The organism is Wolbachia endosymbiont (group A) of Sphaerophoria taeniata (assembly GCF_947250735.1).
GTDB lineage: Bacteria > Pseudomonadota > Alphaproteobacteria > Rickettsiales > Anaplasmataceae > Wolbachia.
The window spans coordinates 557,722-581,124 of sequence record NZ_OX366344.1 but is presented as its reverse complement, the minus strand read 5'-3'; the positions used below and the strand labels follow the sequence as shown (position 1 = coordinate 581,124).

General features: G+C 36.1%; 23 protein-coding genes and 1 pseudogene. 14 read left to right on the top strand and 10 right to left on the bottom strand.

All coding sequences use genetic code 11. The annotated features are described in order from the left end of the window. Positions 1 to 154 precede the first annotated feature (154 nt). Both OOK84_RS02930 and radC read right to left on the bottom strand, forming a co-directional pair. Entirely contained in the window at positions 155 to 445 is a 291-nt protein-coding gene (locus OOK84_RS02930) for a GIY-YIG nuclease family protein (RefSeq protein WP_007549156.1), read from the bottom strand. Positions 446 to 672: 227 nt separating this feature from the next. After that, entirely contained in the window at positions 673 to 1,347 is a 675-nt protein-coding gene (gene radC, locus OOK84_RS02925) for a RadC family protein (protein ID WP_264732553.1), read from the bottom strand. A 256-nt stretch (positions 1,348 to 1,603) separates the two neighbouring features. On the opposite strand from radC, the pseudogene OOK84_RS06850 reads away from it, so the two are divergent. The 4 genes and pseudogenes from OOK84_RS06850 to OOK84_RS02905 all read left to right on the top strand — a co-directional run. Continuing rightward, a pseudogene (locus OOK84_RS06850) lies at positions 1,604 to 1,741 on the top strand (WPE palindromic element domain-containing protein); the annotation flags it as partial. A 786-nt stretch (positions 1,742 to 2,527) separates the two neighbouring features. Then, positions 2,528 to 3,634, top strand: coding sequence for a D-alanyl-D-alanine carboxypeptidase family protein (locus OOK84_RS02915; RefSeq protein ID WP_264732408.1), 1,107 nt, complete (start codon positions 2,528 to 2,530; stop codon positions 3,632 to 3,634). Positions 3,635 to 3,742: 108 nt separating this feature from the next. Further along, a complete protein-coding gene (locus OOK84_RS02910; protein WP_264732406.1) occupies positions 3,743 to 4,057 on the top strand; it encodes a DMT family transporter in 315 nt (104 codons plus the stop codon). Between the two features lie 16 nt (positions 4,058 to 4,073). Beyond that, positions 4,074 to 4,418 (top strand): DMT family transporter, encoded by a 345-nt coding sequence (locus OOK84_RS02905; protein ID WP_264732404.1) that lies wholly within the window; start codon positions 4,074 to 4,076, stop codon positions 4,416 to 4,418. Between the two features lie 23 nt (positions 4,419 to 4,441). Here OOK84_RS02905 and OOK84_RS02900 read toward each other — a convergent pair whose 3' ends face one another. From OOK84_RS02900 to prfB, 3 genes are all read right to left on the bottom strand, one after another. Further along, positions 4,442 to 4,738 (bottom strand): hypothetical protein, encoded by a 297-nt coding sequence (locus OOK84_RS02900; RefSeq protein WP_264732402.1) that lies wholly within the window; start codon positions 4,736 to 4,738, stop codon positions 4,442 to 4,444. Beyond that, complete coding sequence (locus OOK84_RS02895; RefSeq protein ID WP_264732400.1) at positions 4,711 to 5,706, bottom strand: ankyrin repeat domain-containing protein; 996 nt, start codon at positions 5,704 to 5,706, stop codon at positions 4,711 to 4,713. Before OOK84_RS02895 ends, OOK84_RS02900 begins: the two co-directional genes overlap by 28 nt. 64 nt (positions 5,707 to 5,770) lie before the next feature. Continuing rightward, a protein-coding gene (gene prfB, locus OOK84_RS02890; RefSeq protein WP_264732399.1) for a peptide chain release factor 2 occupies positions 5,771 to 6,875 on the bottom strand; the annotation gives its coding sequence in 2 pieces (ribosomal slippage) (positions 5,771 to 6,802 and positions 6,804 to 6,875; 1,104 coding nt in all). 154 nt (positions 6,876 to 7,029) lie between these two features. Here prfB and mgtE point away from each other — a divergent pair. After that, a complete protein-coding gene (gene mgtE / locus OOK84_RS02885; protein ID WP_253308930.1) occupies positions 7,030 to 8,400 on the top strand; it encodes a magnesium transporter in 1,371 nt (456 codons plus the stop codon). 361 nt (positions 8,401 to 8,761) lie between these two features. On the opposite strand, the gene OOK84_RS02880 is transcribed toward mgtE, so the two are convergent. Further along, entirely contained in the window at positions 8,762 to 10,213 is a 1,452-nt protein-coding gene (locus OOK84_RS02880) for a TrkH family potassium uptake protein (protein ID WP_264732397.1), read from the bottom strand. A 148-nt stretch (positions 10,214 to 10,361) separates the two neighbouring features. On the opposite strand from OOK84_RS02880, the gene OOK84_RS02875 reads away from it, so the two are divergent. Next, the gene (locus OOK84_RS02875) at positions 10,362 to 10,652 is read left to right on the top strand and encodes a hypothetical protein (protein WP_264732395.1); all 291 of its coding nucleotides are present in this window, start codon (positions 10,362 to 10,364) and stop codon (positions 10,650 to 10,652) included. Between the two features lie 126 nt (positions 10,653 to 10,778). Further along, a complete protein-coding gene (locus tag OOK84_RS02870; RefSeq protein WP_264732393.1) occupies positions 10,779 to 11,606 on the top strand; it encodes a hypothetical protein in 828 nt (275 codons plus the stop codon). Positions 11,607 to 11,945: 339 nt separating this feature from the next. On the opposite strand, the gene OOK84_RS02865 is transcribed toward OOK84_RS02870, so the two are convergent. Then, positions 11,946 to 12,962, bottom strand: coding sequence for a substrate-binding domain-containing protein (locus OOK84_RS02865; protein WP_264732391.1), 1,017 nt, complete (start codon positions 12,960 to 12,962; stop codon positions 11,946 to 11,948). A 115-nt stretch (positions 12,963 to 13,077) separates the two neighbouring features. On the opposite strand from OOK84_RS02865, the gene OOK84_RS02860 reads away from it, so the two are divergent. Both OOK84_RS02860 and dcd read left to right on the top strand, forming a co-directional pair. Then, on the top strand, positions 13,078 to 13,239 hold the full coding sequence (locus tag OOK84_RS02860) for a hypothetical protein (RefSeq protein ID WP_264732390.1): 162 nt from the start codon (positions 13,078 to 13,080) through the stop codon (positions 13,237 to 13,239). 175 nt (positions 13,240 to 13,414) lie between these two features. After that, positions 13,415 to 13,972, top strand: a complete 558-nt coding sequence (gene dcd / locus OOK84_RS02855; RefSeq protein ID WP_064125494.1) for a dCTP deaminase — start codon at positions 13,415 to 13,417, stop codon at positions 13,970 to 13,972. Between the two features lie 3 nt (positions 13,973 to 13,975). On the opposite strand, the gene OOK84_RS02850 is transcribed toward dcd, so the two are convergent. Next, positions 13,976 to 14,869, bottom strand: coding sequence for a hypothetical protein (locus tag OOK84_RS02850; RefSeq protein WP_264732388.1), 894 nt, complete (start codon positions 14,867 to 14,869; stop codon positions 13,976 to 13,978). A gap of 411 nt (positions 14,870 to 15,280) precedes the next feature. Here OOK84_RS02850 and OOK84_RS02845 point away from each other — a divergent pair, with 411 nt between their 5' ends. Then, positions 15,281 to 18,478, top strand: a complete 3,198-nt coding sequence (locus OOK84_RS02845; protein WP_264732551.1) for a glycoside hydrolase/phage tail family protein — start codon at positions 15,281 to 15,283, stop codon at positions 18,476 to 18,478. A 68-nt stretch (positions 18,479 to 18,546) separates the two neighbouring features. Here the strand turns inward: OOK84_RS02845 and OOK84_RS02840 are convergent, their stop codons facing one another. Further along, positions 18,547 to 18,786 carry a hypothetical protein gene (locus OOK84_RS02840; protein ID WP_264732387.1) on the bottom strand — a complete coding sequence of 80 codons (240 nt, stop codon included), beginning with the start codon at positions 18,784 to 18,786 and terminating at the stop codon, positions 18,547 to 18,549. Positions 18,787 to 18,888: 102 nt separating this feature from the next. On the opposite strand from OOK84_RS02840, the gene OOK84_RS02835 reads away from it, so the two are divergent. The 3 genes from OOK84_RS02835 to OOK84_RS02825 are packed head-to-tail and all read left to right on the top strand — an operon-like array spanning position 18,889 to position 21,375. Next, positions 18,889 to 20,073, top strand: coding sequence for a multidrug effflux MFS transporter (locus OOK84_RS02835; RefSeq protein WP_264732385.1), 1,185 nt, complete (start codon positions 18,889 to 18,891; stop codon positions 20,071 to 20,073). Positions 20,074 to 20,131: 58 nt separating this feature from the next. Then, entirely contained in the window at positions 20,132 to 20,317 is a 186-nt protein-coding gene (locus OOK84_RS02830; RefSeq protein ID WP_264732638.1) for a hypothetical protein, read from the top strand. Then, complete coding sequence (locus tag OOK84_RS02825) at positions 20,230 to 21,375, top strand: ankyrin repeat domain-containing protein (RefSeq protein ID WP_264732383.1); 1,146 nt, start codon at positions 20,230 to 20,232, stop codon at positions 21,373 to 21,375. The genes OOK84_RS02830 and OOK84_RS02825 overlap by 88 nt, the downstream gene beginning before the upstream one ends. A gap of 263 nt (positions 21,376 to 21,638) precedes the next feature. Here OOK84_RS02825 and OOK84_RS02820 read toward each other — a convergent pair whose 3' ends face one another. After that, the gene (locus tag OOK84_RS02820) at positions 21,639 to 21,944 is read right to left on the bottom strand and encodes a hypothetical protein (protein WP_264732381.1); all 306 of its coding nucleotides are present in this window, start codon (positions 21,942 to 21,944) and stop codon (positions 21,639 to 21,641) included. Positions 21,945 to 22,238: 294 nt separating this feature from the next. On the opposite strand from OOK84_RS02820, the gene OOK84_RS02815 reads away from it, so the two are divergent. Beyond that, positions 22,239 to 23,261 carry an IS110 family RNA-guided transposase gene (locus OOK84_RS02815; RefSeq protein WP_264731025.1) on the top strand — a complete coding sequence of 341 codons (1,023 nt, stop codon included), beginning with the start codon at positions 22,239 to 22,241 and terminating at the stop codon, positions 23,259 to 23,261. The last annotated feature ends 142 nt before the right edge of the window (positions 23,262 to 23,403 follow it).

Below are 23,403 nucleotides of genomic sequence, written 5' to 3'. Positions count from 1 at the left end.
TCCCGCTAACAAGTAGCGGGATGACGAATTAATTAACTGTCATGCCGCCGCGAACCGTCATACCGCCACTCCTTTCTCGTCATGCCGCCGCGAACCGTCATACCGCTACTCCTTTCTCGTCATCCCGCTACGTGTTAGCGGGATCTCAGCATAGCTATCTTAAAGCTAAGTAATATAAGTCAACCCAGCTAGGATTCTTTTGATTGATCAAATTAATTTTCCACTGCCTTGGCCATTCTTTCAGGCGCCTTTCTCTTGCAATAGCTAAACTTATATCTTCAAACTCTTCAAAATATACAAGTTTATTTACATTATATCTTGATGTAAAACCTGAAACAATTTTGTTTTTGTGTTCCCAAATCCTCTTGATCAAATTTGCAGTTACACCAATATATAATGTGCTATTAGCTTTATTTGTAAGTATATAGATATATGATAACTTCATCTTAATCGTTTATAGCTAAAGTAACTGAGGTTTACCAACATTATACTACACCATCGTGCCACAATAAAACTTACCGTCATCCCGCCGCGCCGCTAACAAGTAGCGGGATGACGAGCTTATCGTCATGCCGCCGCGAACCGTCATCCCGTCACGGTATCTCTTAGCCGCTAACACGTAGCGGAATGACGATTGTCGGTAAATCTAAGTTACTGTAGCTATAAAAGCTTTCACAACAACCTATTTTCCTTGAAACTAAAATAGCTACTGAATGTAATAATAATGTGGTCTATTAATTCTATTCCTATACTTTGGCAAGCTTCTGCTAGTTGCCTAGTGAGAGATATATCGCTATTTGAAGGTTGTGTATCTCCGCTTGGATGATTGTGAGATATTACAATGGATGTTGAACCAATCAAAAGTGCGCGCTTGATGATCTCTCTGACATAAAGAGGAGTTTGATCTACTGTACCAACGTTTTGCAGTTCTTCCGCTATTAGACGATACTTTTTATTCATATAGATGACGCGAAAATTTTCCTTATTGAGGCTTCCTATGCTTATTCTTAAATAATCAAGCAATTTTTCCCAGTTATCGATTATAGGCAGGTCTTTTATTTCTTCTCTTGCAGAACGAACAAAGGCTTGTTTCACACAAAAGATGGCAGATATTGCTGCATTGCTGACACCATCAACATTTTGCAGTGCTTCCAGGTCAGCATTAAAAACTTTATTCAAACTGCCAAAATTTTCTATCAAACTCTTTGCTATCGGCTTTACATCAATTCTACTGTATGCTGAATATAAAATGTGCTCTAAAACTTCATAATCAAGTAATGATTGTCCATTATCTAAAATAATTTTCTCTCTTAGGCGCTTTCTATGCCCCTTTTCGTAATTTTTCATCATTAGTGAATTGCTTATCTCTTGTATAATAAGAAGTTAGATTTTTAAGTAAGATATTTAATAAAGCGCATGACGCACAATTGTAAGAACATTCATTTTTAAAGACAGTAAATGGTGTCATCAAAGTAGCTGACGCGAGCTCTACGTCATACCGCAATTCATTCGCGGTATCTCAGCAGATCCCGCTAACAAGCAGCGGGATGACGAAGTTATCGTCATGCCACCGCGAACCGTCATATCGCCGCAGTATCTCTAGATCCCGCTAACAAGCAGCGGGATGACGGTTGTCAGGGTGTCATCCCAGCGCCTCTATGATGTCATCCCAGTGCCCAGACACTGGGATCCAGAAAACTTAATTTTAACCAAGTGGCTGCATAATAAAGACTGGATCCCAGACTGGAATGACACCCTACTTAACCGTCATACCGCGATTCATTCGCGGTATCTCAGCCGCTAACAAGAGATCCCGCTAACAAGTAGCGGGATGACGAATTACTATCTACACCGTCATACCGCCGCGGTATCTCTTAGCCGCTAACAAGTAGCGGGATGACGAGGCTTATCGTCATGCCACCGCGAACCGTCATACCGCGATTCATTCGCGGTATCTCAGCCGCTAACAAGAGATCCCGCTAACACGTAGCGGGATGACGGTTGTCGTTTAGCCATAAATATTTAAGAAATTTACCAAACGAAAAAAAAGGCAAAAGAAGCCCTAGTCATTGTCTACTTTCAGTATTGGCGTTTTTTAAGTCTTAAACACTGCAATTTAGCTGCTTTTAAATGCAACTCACCTTTGTTTAAATGTTTAAGAAATTTACTAAGCAGAAAAAAAGGCAAAAGAAACCCCGTGTTAGCTAGTTGTCACTCTCTAATCCTGCAAATTGGCGTACTATACTGTCTTAAACGACTTATAAGCGCGTTTCAGCTTATATAGGTAAAAACCCAGAAATGTTGTGAAGACATAAGGTGCACATAGTGCAAAAAATTAAAAATAAGACGCCAACTACGTTGTTTTCTTGCTGTTTAATCTGCACAGATGAAGATAACTGAATACCTTCACTATCATAATAAGGGGGCTGGCGGAGTTTGTCAAGCAAGTTTTATGCAAGAGATCTATTGAAATGCCCCTGTAAAATTATACTATTAATTAGTGCACTGTAAATTTAAAATTATAGATATGTTAAGCAGATTGGTAATTTTGCTATTAGTTTTTATACTTCCTTTTTCTTCATACTCATACCAGTTTAGAACCAAAGCAAAGCAAGCAGTAGTCTTAGATTTAGCTTCAGACTCGTTCATTTTTGACCATAATTCCGATGAAAAAATGGCCCCATCTTCAATGAGCAAGTTAATGACTTTATATATAGCCTTCGATTATCTAAAAGCTGGAATAATAAATATGGAGGATAAATTTCGAGTAAGCAGAAAAGCGTGGGAAAGAAAAGGCTCTTCTATGTTTTTGAAAGAAGGTCAATCCGTTACGGTGAGGGAATTACTCGAAGGAATTACAATAGTCTCAGGTAATGATGCCTGCATAACACTAGCCGAGGGTATTGCAGGATCAGAAGAGAATTTTGTGGCTGAAATGAATGAGGTTGCACAAAATTTGAACCTGAATGACAGTCATTTTGTCAACTCAAGCGGGTGGCCAGATGGAGATCATTTTATGAGCGCAAAAGACTTGGTAATGCTGGCAAAAAGGATTTTCACTGATTTTCCTGAATATTACGATTTATTTTCTGAACAATATTTGACATATAACGAAATTGCACAAAAGAATAAAAATCTTCTACTTTTTCACGACATTGGGGTTGACGGTTTAAAAACCGGTTATACAAATGCTGGTGGTTATGGCATTGTAGCATCTGCAAAACGAAATGATAGGAGAATTTTTGCTGTCGTAAATGGTTTAAACACTGAGAAAGAGCGAATAGAAGAAGCAAAAAGACTGATACAATACTCCTTAAAACATTTTAATACTAAGAAAATATTTGCTAAAGACAGTGTAGTTGAGGAAGTAAATGTTCTCTATGGAAAAGATAAAAAAGTGCCTATTACAGTTGCAAACGATGTTACCATAACTTACAACCGCAAATTGCATGACCAAATTAAGGTGCGTATTGAATATAAAGATATGATACCTGCACCCATTAAAAAAGGTCAAGAAGTGGGCAAAGTTTTTGTAGAAATACCAGGTGTTGAGCAACAAACTACACCTCTTTATGCAGCAAATGACGTACAGGAATTGAATTTCGTAGAAAAGTTTTTTAGAATGTTATTTTAAGTTTAATATATTGGCTTTCAAAGCAATTTCGAAAGAGAGATCTATTGCACTTTAGTGTAGTTTTAACTAACAATTTCTGTTACAATACAAGATTGAAATGTTACGAAAATGTGCTGGTTATATTTGTTGCTGTCTAGTATCCTAGAGATACTGTGGGCTGTAACGTTAAAGTTTAGTAACAGTTTTACTAAAGTTGTGCTTTCGATTGCAACATTGGTAATTATGATCATTAGCATTTACTTTTTATCTCTTGCAGCATGCTTTCTACCTATTAGAGTATGCTATGCAGTTTCCTCTGGAATATGCACAATTGGAATAACTATAATTGGTGCAACCGCTTTCACAGAGAATATTAATTTATCTCAAGTTTTATGTATCATTTTAATTGTAATAGGAACCATAGGGCTAAAGCTCTCTATTTAAACCTAAAAATTTATGCATGAATTGGATATATTTACTCTTATCGTCACTAATTGAAGTGTTCTGGGTCATAACACTTAAGCATAGTTGTGGATTTACTCATCTCGTACCATCAATAATTAGCATACTCTCCATGGCTCTTAGTACGTATTTACTTTCGCTCGCTATACGTTCTATACCTATCGGAGTATGCTATGCAATTTGGACTGGAGTAGGTGCTATAGGAGCTTCGATACTTGGAGTTTACCTATTTAATGAACCAGTTAATTTATTCGAAGTAATATGCTTTATTTTAGTTACATTCGGGATTATAGGATTAAAATTGTTTGATACTGCAAAACAAACTGTTGATAAAATGGAATAAGAGATCCCACAATTGGAATTATATTAAGGAAATACTTCCTGCACATTCCCATTTACGTTTTGCGCTTCTTTCGTTTCGTCCATTCTAGTACTAGGTTTTAATATGCTATATGTAATACCACCAACTGCTAGTGCCGCTGCTGTAATGATAGCTGCTGCTATCATTACGGACATCAATTCAACTGCAACTGTCCCGGTTGCAAAAAGTGTCACTGCTATTGCAGTACTGAGTGCCGCAGTTGCACAGCCGGCAATAATACCGTTTTTAATTGCCTTCTTTTCCAAAAACTGTTTTATATATCCGCTTTTGTCAAGATCCATTGGGCTTTACCATTTTTATTCTTTAATGAGTAGTCTGCTCCGTTTTCTATTAGAATCTCAATATTTGTGCTGCTGAAGCAATCTGTAGCAAAGTGTAAGGGAGTCCTTCCACATTTATCTACCGCATCAATATTCGCCTTCCCCTTTATCAGGGTTTTCACAATCTCTCCACTCAAGCCACATGAAGCAGCTATGTGTAAAGGAGTCAAACCATCTTTACTTACCGCTTTAACATTTGCTCCTTTTTCTATTAGAGCCTGTACAACTTCTTGATTAGCATTATGTCCTCTAGCAGCCATATGTAGAGGAGTGATCATAGATTCATCTAATGATGCGTTAACATCTGCTCCTTCCTTTACTAGAATTTCTACTATCTCCTTATTATTGCTACTCAAAGCAGCATAATGTAAAGGAGTACATCTATCTTGATTTTTTGCATTAACATCTGCCCCGTTTTCTATTAGAGCTTTTACAATTCCTTCATCGCTATAATTTGAAGCGGCCAAATGTAGAGGAGTATTCCCATACTTATCTACCGCTTTAACATTTGCTCCTTTTTTTATTAGAGCATTAACCACTTCCACATGACCACTACCAGCAGCCTCGTGTAAAGGAGTCAAACCATCTTTATCTACTGTATTAATGTCTATCCCTCTTTCTATTAGAGCTTCTACTATCTTCACATGACCAGTAATAGCAGCTAAAATAAATAATGTTCTATGATGGATTTCCACTTGGTTACGTATGGATGGTAAGCCAAAAAATCCAGGTTCTATGCAACTACTAGTATACTCTATATTTAAGCAGGTGAGACTCGCATCAAAACCAGTTTCGCTCAACTGAGTATATTCATCTGAATCTCGTGACAATTTCTCTCTAATTTTCTCAATTACATTGTCCTTACTTAAATTCCCTTCTTCATTAACTGTACTTAATATTCTTTTCCACTTATCATTGCTCATTGTCATAACTTTACTACTACTTTAACAATATTTTAATTATCATATATTATGACAAGAAAGTCAACCCTACCTAATTTTGCTTAGTAAGCACACTAACTATGAAACAATCTATATTACCATCAAAAACAGAATTTATATTACCCACTTCATGTCCGGTTCTTAAATCCTTCACAATTTGATATGGATGCATAACGTACGATCTGATCTGATTGCCCCAGCCTATATCGCATTTTTTACCATATTCTTCAGCCATCTTTTGTTCTTTTTTTTCCAGTTCAATTTGGTACAAACGTCCTTTAAGTAATTTTAATGCCTCATCCTTATTTCTGTGTTGAGAACGACCATTTTGGCATTGAACTACAACACCAGTTGGAATATGCGTAATGCGTACCGCACTTTCAGTCTTGTTCACGTGCTGACCGCCTGCTCCGGAAGCACGGTAGGTGTCGATCTTTAGATCCTTTTCATCCACAGCAATATCAATTGAATCTTCTATCACTGGAGTTACTCCTACACTTGCAAAACTGGTATGACGTTTACCATTTGCATCAAACGGCGATATTCTAACCAGCCTGTGAATTCCACTTTCACTTTTTGCCCACCCATAAGCTTTTTCTCCAACGATTTTTATCATTGCAGACTTTATACCAACCGACTCTCCTTCTAATTTTTCTACAACTTCAACTTTAAAGTTGTGATAAATTTCTGCCCATCTTACATACATGCGCATCAGCATTTCAGCCCAATCATTGCTCTCTGTTCCACCAGCTCCTGAGTGGATTTCTAAAAAGCAGTTATTGTTATCTGCTTCACCAGTAAATAAGGATTCTGTCTCTTTAAGTTTGATTAATTTCTCTAGCTTAGCTAATTCACTTTCAACTTCAGAGAAAAATTCTTCATCATTCTCATCAATAGCAGACTTCATTAAGCTAATGGCATCGTTGTAATCGCTTTCCAACTTTAAAAACAACTCTACGTCATTATTAATTTTAGAACGTTCTTTTAAAATTTCTTGTGCCTTTTGATTGTCTTGCCACAGATTATCATTCGACGCTTGGGAATCCAGCTCTTCAAGACGCAACTTTAATTTTTCTATGTCAAAAACACCTCCTGATAAGAGAAATACTTTTATTTAAGCCTTGAAAGTATTCGAAAATTTCTGAATAAGTTTTCATTATACTTTAGATTTTAATATATTTACTATTACTAACAATAACAGCAAACAAAATAGAAATTTAACCATATGATAGTTAATTCAAAATAATTTCATTATACTTTAATGTTTAAGGAAATCAAGTGTGTATATTTATTAAAAAACAAGGTAAAGTAATGAATATTAAAATAAGTTCTCATTATGGTTTAGACAAAAAGGCTATTGATGACTTAATAGAGTCACTTGATAACGAGGAGCTAGAAAATGTTTGTAATATTGTAAAAACGATAGATAGCGTTCAGTTAGCTTATTTTTTATCTACTTCAATCAGTGATCACAGGGAGAAATTAGTTAATATCCTCGATCAACATTTGTTAAGTGATGCCCTAGTGCATGTAGTGCCAGATTTACAAAGAGAGATCATAGAAACATTGGGAATAGAAAATACAGCAAAGTTACTAATGCTCCTTGATGTAGAAGATATAGTAACCATAGTGAAAGATTTGGATAGAAAGTCTATAGAAAACATACTTAACTACTTACCCAATGCAACTCAAAAATTAGTAGAGGAATTGTTATCATACCCAGAAGAAAGTGCAGGAAGGTTGATACATAAAAATATGGTTATAGCTCCATATTATTGGACGATAAATCAGCTAATGGAATTCTTGCGCAACTATAAAAAAATACCAGAAAGATTTCACCAGATATTCATTATCAACTCAAAATTAGAGCCTATAGGCAGTGTTAATTTAAATAAGGTAATATCTCACTCAGGAGACACAATAATAAAAGAGATAATGGATCATGACATAAAAATCATTAAAACTGGAGTAGACCAAGAGGAAGTAGCAAGAATATTTAAAGATTACTCTCTATTATCGGCTCCGGTAGTAAATAAGAATGGTAAAATTATTGGTGTGATCTTAATTGAAGATGTGATAAAAGTTGTTCAACAAGAAACAGAAGAGGATGTACTCAAAATAAGCGGTGTATCTTCTAAAGCCGATATAAATGCCCCTATACATAAAACTATAATTAAAAGGCTACCTTGGTTACTGTTTAACCTCTTAGCTGCAACAATGTGTTCCATAGTAGTTGGCTTTTTCGATGATGTAATAAAAAGTTTTATAGTACTGCCAATAATCATGCCGATAATTGCATCAATGAGCGGAAATGCAGGATCCCAAACAGTAACGCTAACCATCCGGGCAATCGCAACAAAATATCTAACTGAGCAAAATGCAAAAAGAGTACTGATGAAAGAATTTTTAATAGGTCTTATAAACGGGGTAATTTTATCTACCATTTCACTCGTAGTATTAGCAATAAGATTTCACAATTTCAAAGTGGAGATGATTTTTGTGGTCTCCATGATTATGATGTCAATTATTGCAACGTTCATCGGAACTTTCATTCCTATAATGCTTCACCGTTTAAAGTCTGACCCTGCAGTTTCTTCTTCAATCCTAACATCGGCAACAACTGATATTCTCTCAGCTCTTATGTTTCTTGGTTTAGCTACGATCTTTTTATTAAACAGCTGATACTATCTATAGCTAACACGTCATACCGCGATTTATTCCATAGCTGTACGAACATTCATTTTTAAAGGTAAACTGTACAGCGAATGGTGTCATTCCAGTGCTTGACACTGGAATCTAGCCTTTTCATAATCATCAAAATGTTGTATTTTTACATAAAATGGCTACTTTTATGCTTACCAACTTAATAAAATTCCTGGATCCCAGTGTCTGGGCACTGGGATGACACCCTCCTGATAGACAATGTTTGTACATCTGTAGATTTATTCGCGGTATAGATTCTGCTAACAAGTAGCGGAATGACGGTTTTTCAAATTGTCGTAAGTCATTTTAGCTATAATATCAAGTTTCACAACTTTACCAACTATTTCTTTCTATTAAATAAGAATAAATTACCTATACAAAAATAGATTGGCAATATTTCAAGTCTACCAAGCAGCATCAAAAACGACAAAAATAATTTTACTTCATTACTGAAAGAAGAATAGTTACCTGAAGGGCCTATTAAATTACTAAATCCCGGGCCAGAATTTGTAAGCGTTGCAGAGACTGAGCTGATGCTAGTTATAAAGTCTGCATTGCTTAAGTAAGACATCACTATTGATGAAATGGTAAACGTTAACATGAAAATTGCAAAAAATATAAAGACAGAGTGAACTTCATCATTCTCCAGGGTTTTTCCGTTGAATTTTACCCTATTACCTGCACCTGGGTTTAATAAAAGGCGAAAGTGATTTCCTATAGACTTTAGAAAAATGATCAAACGAAAGATTTTGATGCCACCACTTGAAGAACCACTACATCCACCAACAAAGGTTAGAAAAAAAGCTAAGACTGAAATGAAGCTCCAATCTATATGATTAAAGATTGCATAACCAGTTGACGTAATTAAAGAGGTGATGGTAAACGTGCTGTATCTAAATGATAATGACACTCCTAAATCAACATTTTGATACAACCAAAAACAAGCAAATAAAGATGAAACAATAGCTATCTTAACAAAGTAAGAGACCTGTTCATCATAGCAAATGTCTAACCGTCTTATGATTTTTAAATAGCTAAAAAAAGGCAGAGAACCCAAAATCATAAAAATGATCGTTATGACTTCTAACATAGGGTTATTGTAGTGCCCTATAGAATCATTATAGTTAGCAAATCCACCAGTTGATACAGCGGACATTCCGTGACATATTGCGTCAAATAGTGGCATACCAGCCAGATAATAGGAAAATATACATAACAAAATTAGGCCATAATATATTGCTGTAATATGAATTACTACGCTTCGCGTGTTCGGCAACTTCCTTTTTGTAGCATCTGAATATTCAGAATAAAGTAAATTATTTAGGCTGAGAATCTTAAACATAGGAAAAACTGCAATTCCTAAAGTGATTACACCAAAACCCCCCATGCCATGTAGCATTGCTCTCCATAGCAGTATTCCTGGAGATCGTTTTTCAATATCATTAAATATAGTTGCCCCTGTGGTTGTGATGCCAGATATCGTTTCAAATAATGCATCAACATAGCTCAGATTGTCAAAATAGAAAGGAATAGCTGCAAACAAAGACAAGGCAATCCAGGTGCAACTAGTAATTGCAAAAATTGCCGGCATGCCATTTAATTTACCGAGTAAAATAAAAATTACGCCAGATGTGCAGGTAATTATGAATCCAGCGAGAAAATTTTTCCATTCGTAGCTGAGACATTTATTAGTAATAGCAGGAATAAGCATTGCTAAGCTAAATAACAATAGGAATATTCCCACAATAAATACAATTGAACGTAAAGTTTGTAAACGTTGATGATTTTTCATAGAGTTACTTCCTCGCTATACAAAGCCATAAAAGCTACTCTAACGTCAAGCATTTTGTTGGCCTTTATTAACAGTTATTAACAATATACTTGACTTACCCGTAAATATGTGTGATAATTAAACTTGTTATAAAAAATAGAGGTAAAATATGACTGAATTAACTGACATACAACAACAAATTAAAACTTCATTAATAACAGCAATCATCAGTAACAACCTTAAAACGGTCCAGGAAACATTCAACAGTAATGGAAATGATGATATACAAGCAGCTTTGAGACACAAGGGGATTTTGACTAGTGACAAAGGTACCATTTTAGATTTTGTTATTGGCCGTCTTGAAGCTAGCGTTAACACTAAAAAAGAAAATGTAGGGATCATTGAACTAATTTGGAAGAGAGCTGATCAAAACACTCGTGATTTTTTGTGTGGTTACTAGGTAATAGAACATTTTGGTAATGAACCATACACTACGGGTATAATAGATGATCTTAAACGCTATCAAAGAAAAATTGACCCTAATAACACAGATATATATCCTGTTCTTGCACAAGTTATTCAAGAAATGGAAGAACACAAGAGAGTAAAGGATCTTAATATTGAACTAATGGATGCAATAGAAAGTCTTGATGTTAATCAAGTTAAAGCAGCATTAGAGAATTGTGGTACAGATGCAGCAAGGGTTTTAGAGCGAGAGTTATATTGGACGAATAGCGTAGATCTCCTTTTAGTTTATCCTCTGATAGTTGACTATGAAAGAAATCCTGACAAAGAAGAATTAAAAAAGATAAAAGAGATCACTAAACTTCTTTGGGATAAAGCTTCCCATGATGTTCGTAACTCCTGGCTTAAAGACTACATGGTTAATAGAGAAGGTCAAAATACAGGACGTAACTATATAATAGATTCTCTTGAAGAGCAACAAGAACGCTTTAGGGATATAGCTGGTGAGGGATGGCTTGAAGACTTTATTCAAGAAGTTAAGGATTATAGAAAGGACAGAGAAATAGAGCTTAATGAACCTGTATTGAAAGAAGTTGAGGAAAAAGAGCGTATTGCCCAAAATGATAGAGAGATTGCAGAGAGATTGCAAAATGAAGAACAGAACACGTTCATGTCTTCAATAAATAGTACTGATGTAGCTGCGGCCCCAGAAAAGAACGATACAAACTTCTGGAGTGAACACAAAGGGAAGATTGCTCTAGGCGTTACTGGACTATGCGTAGCTGGTGCTGTTGCAGCCTATGTGCTAGCGTATCCTGTAGTTGCACTGGCTTTAGCAGCTTTGGCAGCCGTTATATTAATAGGTGCTGGTATTGCTAAGGTTCGTGAGAAAGTGGAAAATCCAAGTGTAGAAAAACAGTTTACAACAGAACAAGGAGTACAACATTAATAATGTCATCCCAGCGCGCCGCGCTGGGATCTGACTACGCTAGACAAAGAATATGTATCCGTTCAGGAAAGCGACAAAATAAGGTAGACAAGGTAGTATAAAAAGATAACCATAAAAGTGAGTTTACAACAAATGGTGTCATGCCAGTGCGTGACACTGGCATCCAGTTGAGCTATTTCAACAAAAATACTGCATTTGAGGTGAACTTTTTCCTCACCAGGACCATTATCTATTACACTTATTTACGAGTATAATAATTAAAGTCTGGATCCCAGTGTCACGCACTGGGATGACAAAAAAAGGAGGCTGCTTGGATGACAGGAGAAGGAAGTGTTGCCGTCACGTTATATCATAAACCTTTGCTGAAGCTTTCTTTATATATTCACTTGAAAGTGGGATTAGACCAAGCCTAGATAGGTACCCATCTTCAATGCCGATCGAATCTATAATTTCTTTTATGAATTCTCTTAATCCATCAACAGTATCCAGGTGTTCTTTCTTTATATAAAGGTATAGAGGTCTTGCTAATATATATTTTCCCGATGATATATTTTCGTAAGTTGGCTCAATTCCTGCAATTGTGCTCCCTTGTATTTTATCTTGATTCCTCATTAAAAAGCTAAAACTAAATATCCCTAAAGCGTTCTTGTTACTTTTCAATTTTTGTATTATTATGTTTTCATTAATTCCAACTTCTATATACCTTCCGTCATCCCTTATATTACCACATGCTTTCTTTCTTTCTTCCTGATCTTTATAATTCTCTTTGAAAATTCTCGAGTTCATGCATGAATATTGATTTAACATAATGGAATTAACCAAAGTTTCGTATGTGCCTGTATTTTGATGTGGACCATAAATTTCAATTTCTGTTTTTGGTAAGGCTTGATTTACATCAGACCAAAACTTCTTATTATTTTTTACTAATTTATCATTTTCTTGAGAATATGCAGATAAAGTTTCAAATAAGTCCTTTTTTGTGAAATCAAATCTATGGCTTTGATTTGAATTTGCAATGACAATTCCATCATAGCCAATGATGATCTCTATCACTTCATTAATTTTATTTCTTTTACATAGTTCTCTTTCTACTTCCTTCATAGGGCGAGATGAAGTGGTGATGTCTGGCGTGTCTTCCCCTATTCCTGAGCAAAACATTTTGAACCCTGATCCACTTCCTATCGATTCCACAACTGGAGTCTTAAAAGAGAATAAACGATTGAACTCCTCGGCTATAAATGAGATAAAAGGAAAAACGGTTGAAGATCCAACAATTCTGATGTATTTCCTGGCATCAGCATTTGACAGCGGCGTGAATAATACGAATACAAAAATCAGGAGAAAGTTTCTAAGCATTATTTTTAGTTAAGAACATAAATCTAATTATTGTAACAAAAAATCAAACTGAAAAGCTTTAATTTTCTCTTGTGATTGACCTATAGCTAATCCAATTGACCGCTATTTCAATTGCATGAACATTGTAACAATGGTGTCTGCAAGCAGCTTACTGTACGAACATTGTGATTTGAGAGCAATTTTCACTAGGAGGATGTCATCCCAGTGCCCAGACACTGGGATCCAGTTCTTATTACCTGGTGTAAAGTTAAGTTTTCTGGATTCCAGACTGGAATGACATCATTTACCATGTACAATTTGTTAGTTAATAATCCATTGTCATCCCAGCGTCATGCGCATAATTGTATGAACATTGTGATTTGATACAAGCTACTTGCATGACAAAAGCTACAGTTTACATTTAAATTTTATTTTATATTATTGTAAGTATTACACAACTTTAAGGGGCAATTATGGCAGTTATGCCAGATAAATGGATCAGAGAAAAAGCTGAAAATTTTGGAATGATAGAGCCTTTTGTGGATCACAAAAGCAGCAAAGGTGTTATATCTTTCGGACTATCGTCTTATGGGTATGATGCAAGAGTGGATAATAAATTTAAAATTTTTACTAACGTTAATTCAGCCATCGTGGACCCTAAAAATTTCTCTGAGAATAGTTTTATAGATAAAGAAACAGACGTATGCATAATTCCACCAAATAGCTTTGTGCTTGCAAGCACAGTGGAATATTTTCGTATACCAAGAAATGTACTGGTCATTTGTGTTGGTAAATCAACTTACGCAAGGTGTGGAATTATAGTAAACGTTACTCCCTTAGAACCTGGATGGGAAGGTCATGTCACACTCGAATTCTCAAACACCACCCCACTTCCTGCAAAAATTTACGCTAATGAAGGCGCATGCCAATTCGTATTTTTAAGCGGCGAAAGTGAGTGTGAAAAATCATATGATGATATGAAAGGAAAATATATGAATCAGCACGGTATCACTTTGCCGCTGGTAAAGTGATTACTACTTTTGTTGTGAGCTACTAAGCTGCTCTATAGACAATATCCCACTATCACCAGATAGCAAAGTTCGCGCTGATTCACTTTCTCCCAAACGTTCAATTGCCTGCTTTTTGTTACTTCCAATGCGTGTGCTAAGACCACATTGAAGGTCTACGCCACCCTCTTCAGTAAGGCTACATTGTAAACCAAAACCGACAGCATAACCTTCTGTTTCACCAGCAGCAATTATCCCCTTTATAGCTACATTGAGGTCATCTTCAACTGTTCTTATCACTCCTTTACCGTCTTTAATATCATCATTTACAATCCCTACTATAATGGTCCGATCTATACCTTCCACTGTTCGAGATATTACTTCTGTAGTTGGTTCTGCAATGTTTTGCTGTTCCAATTCACCAACTTCTTCTTCAATACGCTTTTTGTACTCTTCATCATTCATTGTATCTGCCGCTTGATTTTCTATACTTGTATTTTTTTGATGAAGGAAATCTCTATTAATGCAATAAAAAATAAGTGCAGGTATCAGTGAAATTACTACATTTGATATGATGCACGGAATTAAAATCATAGCGGCAGCAATATAGATGAAGATTTTAGCTGTAAATTTTGCTATTTTAGATAATAAGGAGTTGTTTTTTTGAATACTAACTGCATCCAAAAGAAAATAGGTACACACTCCCCATGCTACTGTAATGGCAGTGGGTACAATGATTGGGACAAGTAAAAAAGCATCTATTAGCTTTTTTCCAGAGCTAGTTGGTTTTATGCTATTATTATTCAGTGATGCAAAATAACCTTGAACAAGGTTAGCAATCCATTTTGCACCGGATAAGACTCTCTCACTATTTTCTTTAGATAAGTTAACTTTTATTGGTTTTACCATACTTATAATCATGCTAATTATGCTAATAATTAATATTGTAAAATCAACATAAATTTTTTACTTCCGCACTTTTTTTCACTGATTATAATAAATTTGTAACCATATGGTTCGCCATGTGCTTTTCTTAATTAAAAACTTCAACTATTCATTGTAAGCTATTGAATTTACTACTATTTAGTGGCAAATTGTCATCCAAGTGGCTGTAAAACGACAAATTCGTCATTCCGCTACTAGTTAGTGGAATCTATACCGCGAATGAATCGCGGTATGACGGTTCGCGGCGGCATAACGATAAGCTCGTCATCCCGCTACTAGTTAGCGGAATCTATGCTAAGAGATACCGCGAATGAATCGCGGTATGACGGTTCGTGGCGGCATGACGTAGAGCCTACATTAACTATAGAAACAAAAAGGAGGATTATCATGTCCACAATAATTTTATCATCAATTTTTGGTCAAGCAGGCAGCATTTTTGGTCCAATTGGCCAGATTATCGGCTCAGAACTCGGTGCTCTTCTTGGTGCGCAGCTTGATGGTGCGATGTTTAGCCTTGATGCTGAGCAGAAAGTAACGCATGGTGCGAGACTAAAAAATCTGCAAGTTCAAACCTCAACCTATGGAAGGACGATACCAATTATCTATGGCACTGCTCGCATTGCAGGGAACATTATTTGGTCACAGCCAATAAAAGAAGAGGTGATAACCACCAAAAGCAAAATTGGAAGAGGTATGAATGTTGAGTATAATTACTATGCAACGCTTGCAATTGCGATCTGCAAGGGGAAAGTAGAAAAATTAAACAGAATCTGGGCAGATACAACATCACTTAGCTTTGATGAAATAGATTATACTTTTTACCGCGGTACAGAAGACCAAAATCCTGATCCATTTATGTCGTCAATCGAAGGTGTGCCGGCTTATAGGGGAATATCTTACATAGTCATCAAGAATTTTCCTTTAGCAGACTATAATAACCGCGTTCCGGTATTCACATTTGAAGTGCAGACTATATTAAAGCCTAGCGGATTTTCAGTAGTAGAAAATATTCAGAATATCAATATAATACCAGGCTCAGGAGAGTTTGTATATGATACAAAAATACAGAAGAAAATCGCGCAAGAGAAAATAAGCAGCAACCAATATATCCCATATGGGCTAGCACAAAGGGTAAATCATAACAACCACACTAAAAAGAGCGATGCAGTGCTTTCTTTGGATCAATTAAAGGGAGATTTACCAAATGTTGAGTGGGTATCGGTAGTAGTCAATTGGTTTGTGAATGATCTGAATATTAAAGATTGTAAAATATACCCTGCAGTTGAATTTCAAGATGATTCCGCAATATTACCTGATGATTGGCAAGTAGGAAGTAGTACCAGAGATGATGCTCAGCTAATTTCAAAAGATGATAATGGAAACCCAAGATATGGTGGCACAGTTAGTGATTCAGCGCTAATAAGATATATAGAAGAGCTACACAGCAGAGGCTACAAGGTGATGCTCTATCCGATGCCCTTACTTGATACAAAGAACAAAGAGTGGCGAGGAAGATTGAGCGGGGCTCCTCAAGATATAAGTGATTTTTTTAAGAATCAGTACAACAAATTTATAGAGCATTATGCAAGCATTGCCAAACAAACTAAAGTGGAAGGGTTTATCATTGGTTCTGAATTTGTTGAACTTACCAAAATCAGAGATGAAAAAGGTAATTACCCTGCAGTGGCAGAGCTAGTTAAGCTTGCAAAGCAGATAAAACTTGATCTTGGAAAAGAAGTAACAGTAACTTACGCTGCGGATTGGAGCGAATACCACTCATATGATGGTTGGTATAATATGGATGAACTGTGGTCTTCACAGTACATCGACGTTGTTGGCGTAGATGCTTATTTTCCACTGACTGATGGTCCAGAGCCTCCTTTTGGCTATTCTGCGGAAGATGTAATGGGTGGTTGGAGCAGTGGAGTGGGGTATGATTATTTCTATGATTACTCAAAAAGTGAGCCTGAAAAAGTAAAGTATAACGACAGCAGGTATGCGTGGAAAAATATAGAGAAATGGTGGAGTGAAAATCACATAAACCCCGGTGGTAGTAAAACAAAATGGCAACCAAAAATGAAAAAAATATGGTTTACTGAATATGGATTTCCCAGTATGAACGGCTGCACTAATGAGCCAAATGTGTTTGTTGACAAAGGCAGCATAGAGAGCAAATATCCACGATATTCAAACGGAGAGGTGAGCTTTCTTTCACAAAAAATTGCAATTGAAGGAACGCTAAAGAAGTGGCAAAGCTCAGAAATGGTAGAAAAAATGTTTCTCTGGGCATGGGATGCAAGGCCATTTCCTTACTTTCCCAATTTGTGTGATGTGTGGGCTGACTGCCATAACTGGCAGTCAGGACATTGGATTCAGGGAAAGCTTTTACAGCTTAATATTTCCGATGTTTTATTGGATCTGTTACAAAAAACAGGTTTAAAAAGCAATCAGTTCGATACAAGCAACGTCAAAGGGTTATTGTCTGGATATGTAATAAATGACCAGCAACCCGTACGTTCAATTATTAAAATGCTGCAAAGTTGCTATTTTTTTGATGTGGTTGAACAGGGCTCTAAATTGAAATTTGTCCAAAAGGGCAGGGGAGTTACAACTGTAATGCCAATTGGTGAAACGGTTTTCAGTAACAATTCAAAACTTGTTAATATTAGTCAACTGGATTTAAACAATAAAGTTAACGTCGTTTATTTTAATCGCAATTTTGGCTATCCAATTGATGTTAAATATGCTGAGTTGCCAAAGCAAGGCACTGCTGCAACAGTTGAAATACCGCTCATTATGGAGGAGGGAGAGGCACAAAATATCGCTGAAGTTTTACTTTATTCTTCGTGGCAAGAGAGAAATATATACAATTTCAAGCTAACGATAAAATATGCATGGCTTGCGCCAAGTGATGTCATAACGATTTTAGACGGTGAGAAAAAGCATACGGTGAGAATTATAAAAACAAAATTTGAAAGCATGTCCATTCAAGTAATTGGCGTTGGTTATGATCACTCTATATATAAGCTCTCTTTTCCTTCAACAAGGTCACTTATGCTGAAGGAATACCCTCCTTCTCACATCAGCAAAACCATCATAGAAATAATAGATTTACCGCATGTTAAAGGTAATAGCGCAAGCTTTACTTTAATTAATGAGGAAAAGAATTGGAAAGGAGCAACACTCTTTATTTCGTACAACGATAAGGATTATAAGCCTATCGCAAGCACAAATAAACAGTCTACTTACGGATATGTAATGGAATCTACCGATGAGGGGCTTGTAATAGTATTACGTTTTGGTAAGCTGCTAGGAATTATCGATTCAAATTCAGCATTAATCGGAAAAGAGATAGTGAAATTCCAGAGTACTAAACTCATAGATAAAAATAAATATAAGCTTAGCAACCTAATTAGAGGGCAAGAAGGTACTAAAGAGTATGAGCATACAGGAGGTGAGAAATTTACCTTACTTGATGATTCAATAATTTCTTTTGAAGTGCAATCAGGGAGAAAATTTTACCTCAAAGCAGTGACTTATGGTGATTCGTTGGATAACACGGAAGCAAAGGTCCTGAACAATTGATGCTCAGTATTTAAACTTAAACCTGAATAATCAAAGATAAGGTATTGAAATTCAGGCTTTTTATGATTTTAGCTTAAGATTCCAGTGTCAAAGCACATAACTGTACGAACATTGTGATTTGAATCCACTAGGAGGGTGTCATTCCAGTGCTTGACACTGGAATCCAGCTTTTTCATAATCATCAAAACGTTGTATAAAACGGCTACTTTTATACTTAATAAAATTCCTGGATCCAAGTAGTCAAGGCACTGGGATGACAAAGGAGGACAGTGTCCGCTACTCGAATGACATCGTTTACTATGTAACATTGTACTTATACTAATGAAAAAAATATATTATAATCAAGTATATTTAATCCAGTAAATCATTAAGTGAAAACAGCTCTTTCGCAAAATATCATCTCTCTTATTATGATATTGTCTGTAGCAATTGTCGATATGGCAACTGACCTATACTCAGTTGCACTACCAAGCATTGCCAATTATTTTAAAGTAGAAGGCAGTGTAGTGCAGCTTACAATTAGCTTGAATCTAGTTGGATTTGCAGTATCTGGATTAATTTATGGTCCATTATCGGACCATTATGGTAGGCGTCCAATGATGCTGATTGGTATGACAATTTTTACTTTAGCAAGTATCATGTGTTATATAGCCGACAGTATTGCGCTCTTGATACTAATTCGCTTCATACAAGGAGCAGGAGCTGGTGTTGCAGGTGTTGTTGGGTATGCAGCAATAAGGGATATGTACTCGGGTAGTGAATACTCGAGAGTAATTTCAAAGTTAAATATGGTAGTGGCACTCTCACCTGGAATAGCTCCAGTGGTGGGCGGTTATATAATTTCACATGGGTATAGTTGGAAATTTTTGTTTTTTATTATATCACTTGCGGCAATTGCTATGCTTATTTTTATTTACTTTAAGTTACAAGAAACACTCATTGTGAATAAAAATGAAACCAGTATAACTAACATAACTACTAATATCTTCAAGCAATATATATCAATATTTAGAAATTATCGTTTCCTTGGGTTTTCAGCCATTCATGGATTAACTTTCATGTGGCTTTGGGCATATGTTGCTAACTACCCGTTCATATTTGAATCAATGGGCATTGAAGTACAGTATTTTGGCTACCTCATATCGATCATAGTCATATTTTACATAATTGGAACTTTAATTAATAGAAGGTATGTACCAAAAGTAGGGGTGAGCAAAATGCTAATAATAGGTTTGGTGTTACCGATAATATCCGATAGTTTATTGGTATATTTTTATTTCGCGGACAAGTTAAATATATTAATTCTTCAAGTTGCCTGGATTCCAGCCAATATTGGGCTTGCATTAGTAATCAGCAATAACGTAACTTCTGCTTTAGAAACGATCAAAGGTATAGGGCTTGGTAGTGCAGTCCTCTCATTCTGCAATATGATGTTTGGGGCTATTGGAATATATATAGTAGGAAAATTTTTTCGCTATGGCATTTTACCAAATTTACTATTAACAATAATATGCTCTACAATTGCGATTCTTATGTACGGCCTGCTCAAATATACTGAAAAACATGGGCATTATTTGCGTGATCCAGGAACATAAAGGTCATAGATTATTAACGGCTTTGCCGTGATAATATAATTTTACATGGAGGTGTGGGATGAGTAATGTAAATAAAGATATAGTAACAGATAATTTTGGAAATGCTCCTTTACATTGGTCTGCTCTAAATGGCGAAAAAGATGTAGTAAAGCCCTATTGGGTGAAGGGGCAAATGTTGATGTACAAAATGATAAAGGAGAGACTCCTTTACATTTGGCTGCTGAAAAGGGCCATAAAGATGTAGTAAAAATTCTATTAAAAGGAGGAGCAAATGTTAATGCAAAAGATAATAGTGGATGTACTCCTTTACATTTGGCTGCTCTAAATGGCAAAAAAGATGTAGTAAAAGCCCTATTGGATAAAGGGGCAAATGTTGATGTACAAAATGATAAAGGAGAGACTCCTTTACATTGGGCTGCTGAAAAGGGCTATACGGATATAGTAAACACTCTGTTAGGAAAAGGAGCAGATGTTAATGCAAAAAATGATAAAGGAGAGACTCCTTTCAATTCAGCCACTGATAAAGGAATACAAGATCTATTGCAAAGCGTAAAAAAGGCCAATGATAAACTGCTTAAGGCTGCTGAAAACGGTAATATTGATGATGTAAAAAATCTGTTGGTTGAAGAAGGAAAAGCACAGGTTAATGCAACAGATGATTCTGAAAATACTCCTTTACATTTGGCTGTTGAAAAGAATGACAAAGAGGTAGTAGCAGCCCTACTGAAAGTAAATGGGATCAATGTTAATGCACAAAATAAGGGTGGATGGACTCCTTTACATTTTGCCGTTTTCAATGGCCATCAAGAGGTAGTAGCAGCCCTACTGAAAGTAAATGGGATCAATGTTAATGCACAAAATAAGGGTGGACGGACTCCTTTACATTTTGCTGCTCTAAATGGCTATAAAGATGTAGTAAAAGCCCTATTGGATGAAGGGGCAAATGTTGATGCACAAAATAAGTATGGATGGACTCCTTTACATTTTGCCGTTTTCAATGGCTATAAAGAGGTAGTAGAAGCCCTACTGAAAGTAAATGGGATCAATGTTAATGCACAAAATAAGGGTGGATGGACTCCTTTACATTTGGCTGCTGGAAATGGCGAAAAAGATGTAGTAAAAGCCCTATTGGATAAAGGGGCAAATGTTAATGCACAAAATGATAAAGAAGAGACTCCTTTACATTCTGCTGCTCGAAATAACAACAAAGAGGTATTAGACGCTCTAATAAAAGCAGGAGCAAATATTAATGTAAAAGATAAAGATGAAAAAACTCCTTTCGATTTAACTACTAACGAATAAATAAAAACTCTATTTCAAAAAGCCGCAGAAAGCCCTGATGCTGGTTTAATTGATGAGCCATCGACGGATAGTAAAGGGGTTCAAGAAGAAGATGCTGGTACAGAAAAGAAAGAAAAGCAAGAAGGTGATGCTAAATCAGAATCAGACATTGCAGAAAAAGGAACTGGTGTAAGCAACGGTAGTCAACCTACAGGACCTACACAAAATAATGGAGGACAACCCACCACCAGTGCAGGACAAGGAACTGGTGTAAGCAACGGTAGTCAACCTACAGGACCTACACAAAATAATGGAGGACAACCCGCCACCAGTGCAGAAAAAGGAACTGATGTAGCAACCGGAAGTGCACAGCCTATTGCTCCCATAGAACCTGCACAAACAGAAGAACAGCCGAGCTCTTTTTTTGGTAGTTTGTTTAGTATACTTATGAAGCCTTTTTCATTAATTGTATCATTTTTTGGTGGGGTTTTTTCATGATTGTTTGGGTCTGATGAGCCAATACAATCATCATCTGAATCTGACCAACCAGTTGTGTTAGAACCACCGAATAGTTCAGGAGACCATGACATAATATAGCTAAAGGTTTACTAGATTCCAGCGTCACGCGCTGGAATGACATCCTCTCTAAGTAGCCTCCTTCTTGTATCTTGTCAAAAGCATCTAATGTTTTAAGCTTAAGCATTAGGTGGAGAAGGGAGGAACTCTGTGCTTCTTCTTAGATATAAAATCTGTAGAGGAGATAAGAATTCCCTTCTCAAAAGTATAGGCTGGACGGTATCGTAGAAAGACCTGAATGGTTCTAATTCTGTATTCACAAGACTAGCCTTACTTTTCATTTTTAATGGTAACGTATGGGGTTATATATGATCAACAACTTTTTGGGCATAGATATATCAAAAGATCGCTTTGATGTTTTTCTCTCATTTATAAGCAAAAAAGGAAAGCGTGAAATTAGAAAAAGAAGCTTTAAGAACGATGATCATGGGTTTCAAAGTCTACTGAATTTTCTACACAAACATAATGTAGAAAAAGTAAAAACCTGCATGGAATCTACTGGTTGTTATAGCGAAGCACTGGCTGAATTTCTACACAATGCTGGACATTTTGTAAGTGTTGTAAATCCTTATTGCATAAAATCTTATGCAAGGAGTAAGCTGATACGACAAAAGAATGATCAGACCGATGCAGAAGTTATTGCTGATTATTGCCAAAGACAGGAACCTTCTAGTTGGACACCACCTTCTCCTGAAATGAAAAAATTAAAACATCTTTATCGTTGCTCAGTTGCGTTAAAAGATGAGTTAACATTAGTAAATAACCACTTAGAAAAAAAAGAGAGACTGCCTAAAGAAGTTGCAAATGCTTGGGAAGACCTTGCAATGAATATAGCTCAAAAAATAGAAACAATAAAAAACTCCGTACGTGAACTATTAAATCAACACAAAGAATTGTTGGAAAATTTTCAACTTCTATTGACTATTCCAGGCATAGGAGAAGAATCAGCAATAGCTATTTTAGCTGAAGTTTCTGATATAGAGGTTTTTAGAGATGCCAGGCAATTGGCAGCATATACAGGAGTTATACCACGAAATATGACGTCAGGTTCCTCTGTATATGCCAAACCCAGATTAAGTAAATCCGGTTCACAAACATTACGTAAGGCACTTTTCTTTCCTGCCATAGTAGCTAAGAATCACAATCCTATCATTATGAGCTTTTGCCAAAGATTAAAGGAAAAGGGTAAGCATAATATGGCCATCGTTGGTGCTGCAATGCGTAAGCTACTCCATATCATTTTCGGTATTCTGACATCCAAAAGTGCTTTTGATCCTAACCATATCAAAAACTACAGGGCTAGGAGGTTGACTGAAGGTTTAGTACTTTAAAATCAAAAATGCTTCCTATCTATCTTATGTAAAGTGGTATCTTACACAAATTTATTGAATGTTGTTGGTTAGTGGATATGTTGATAAGTAAACTTCATCTGTTTTGTGCGTATAAAACTAATTTACTTATCAACATATCCAC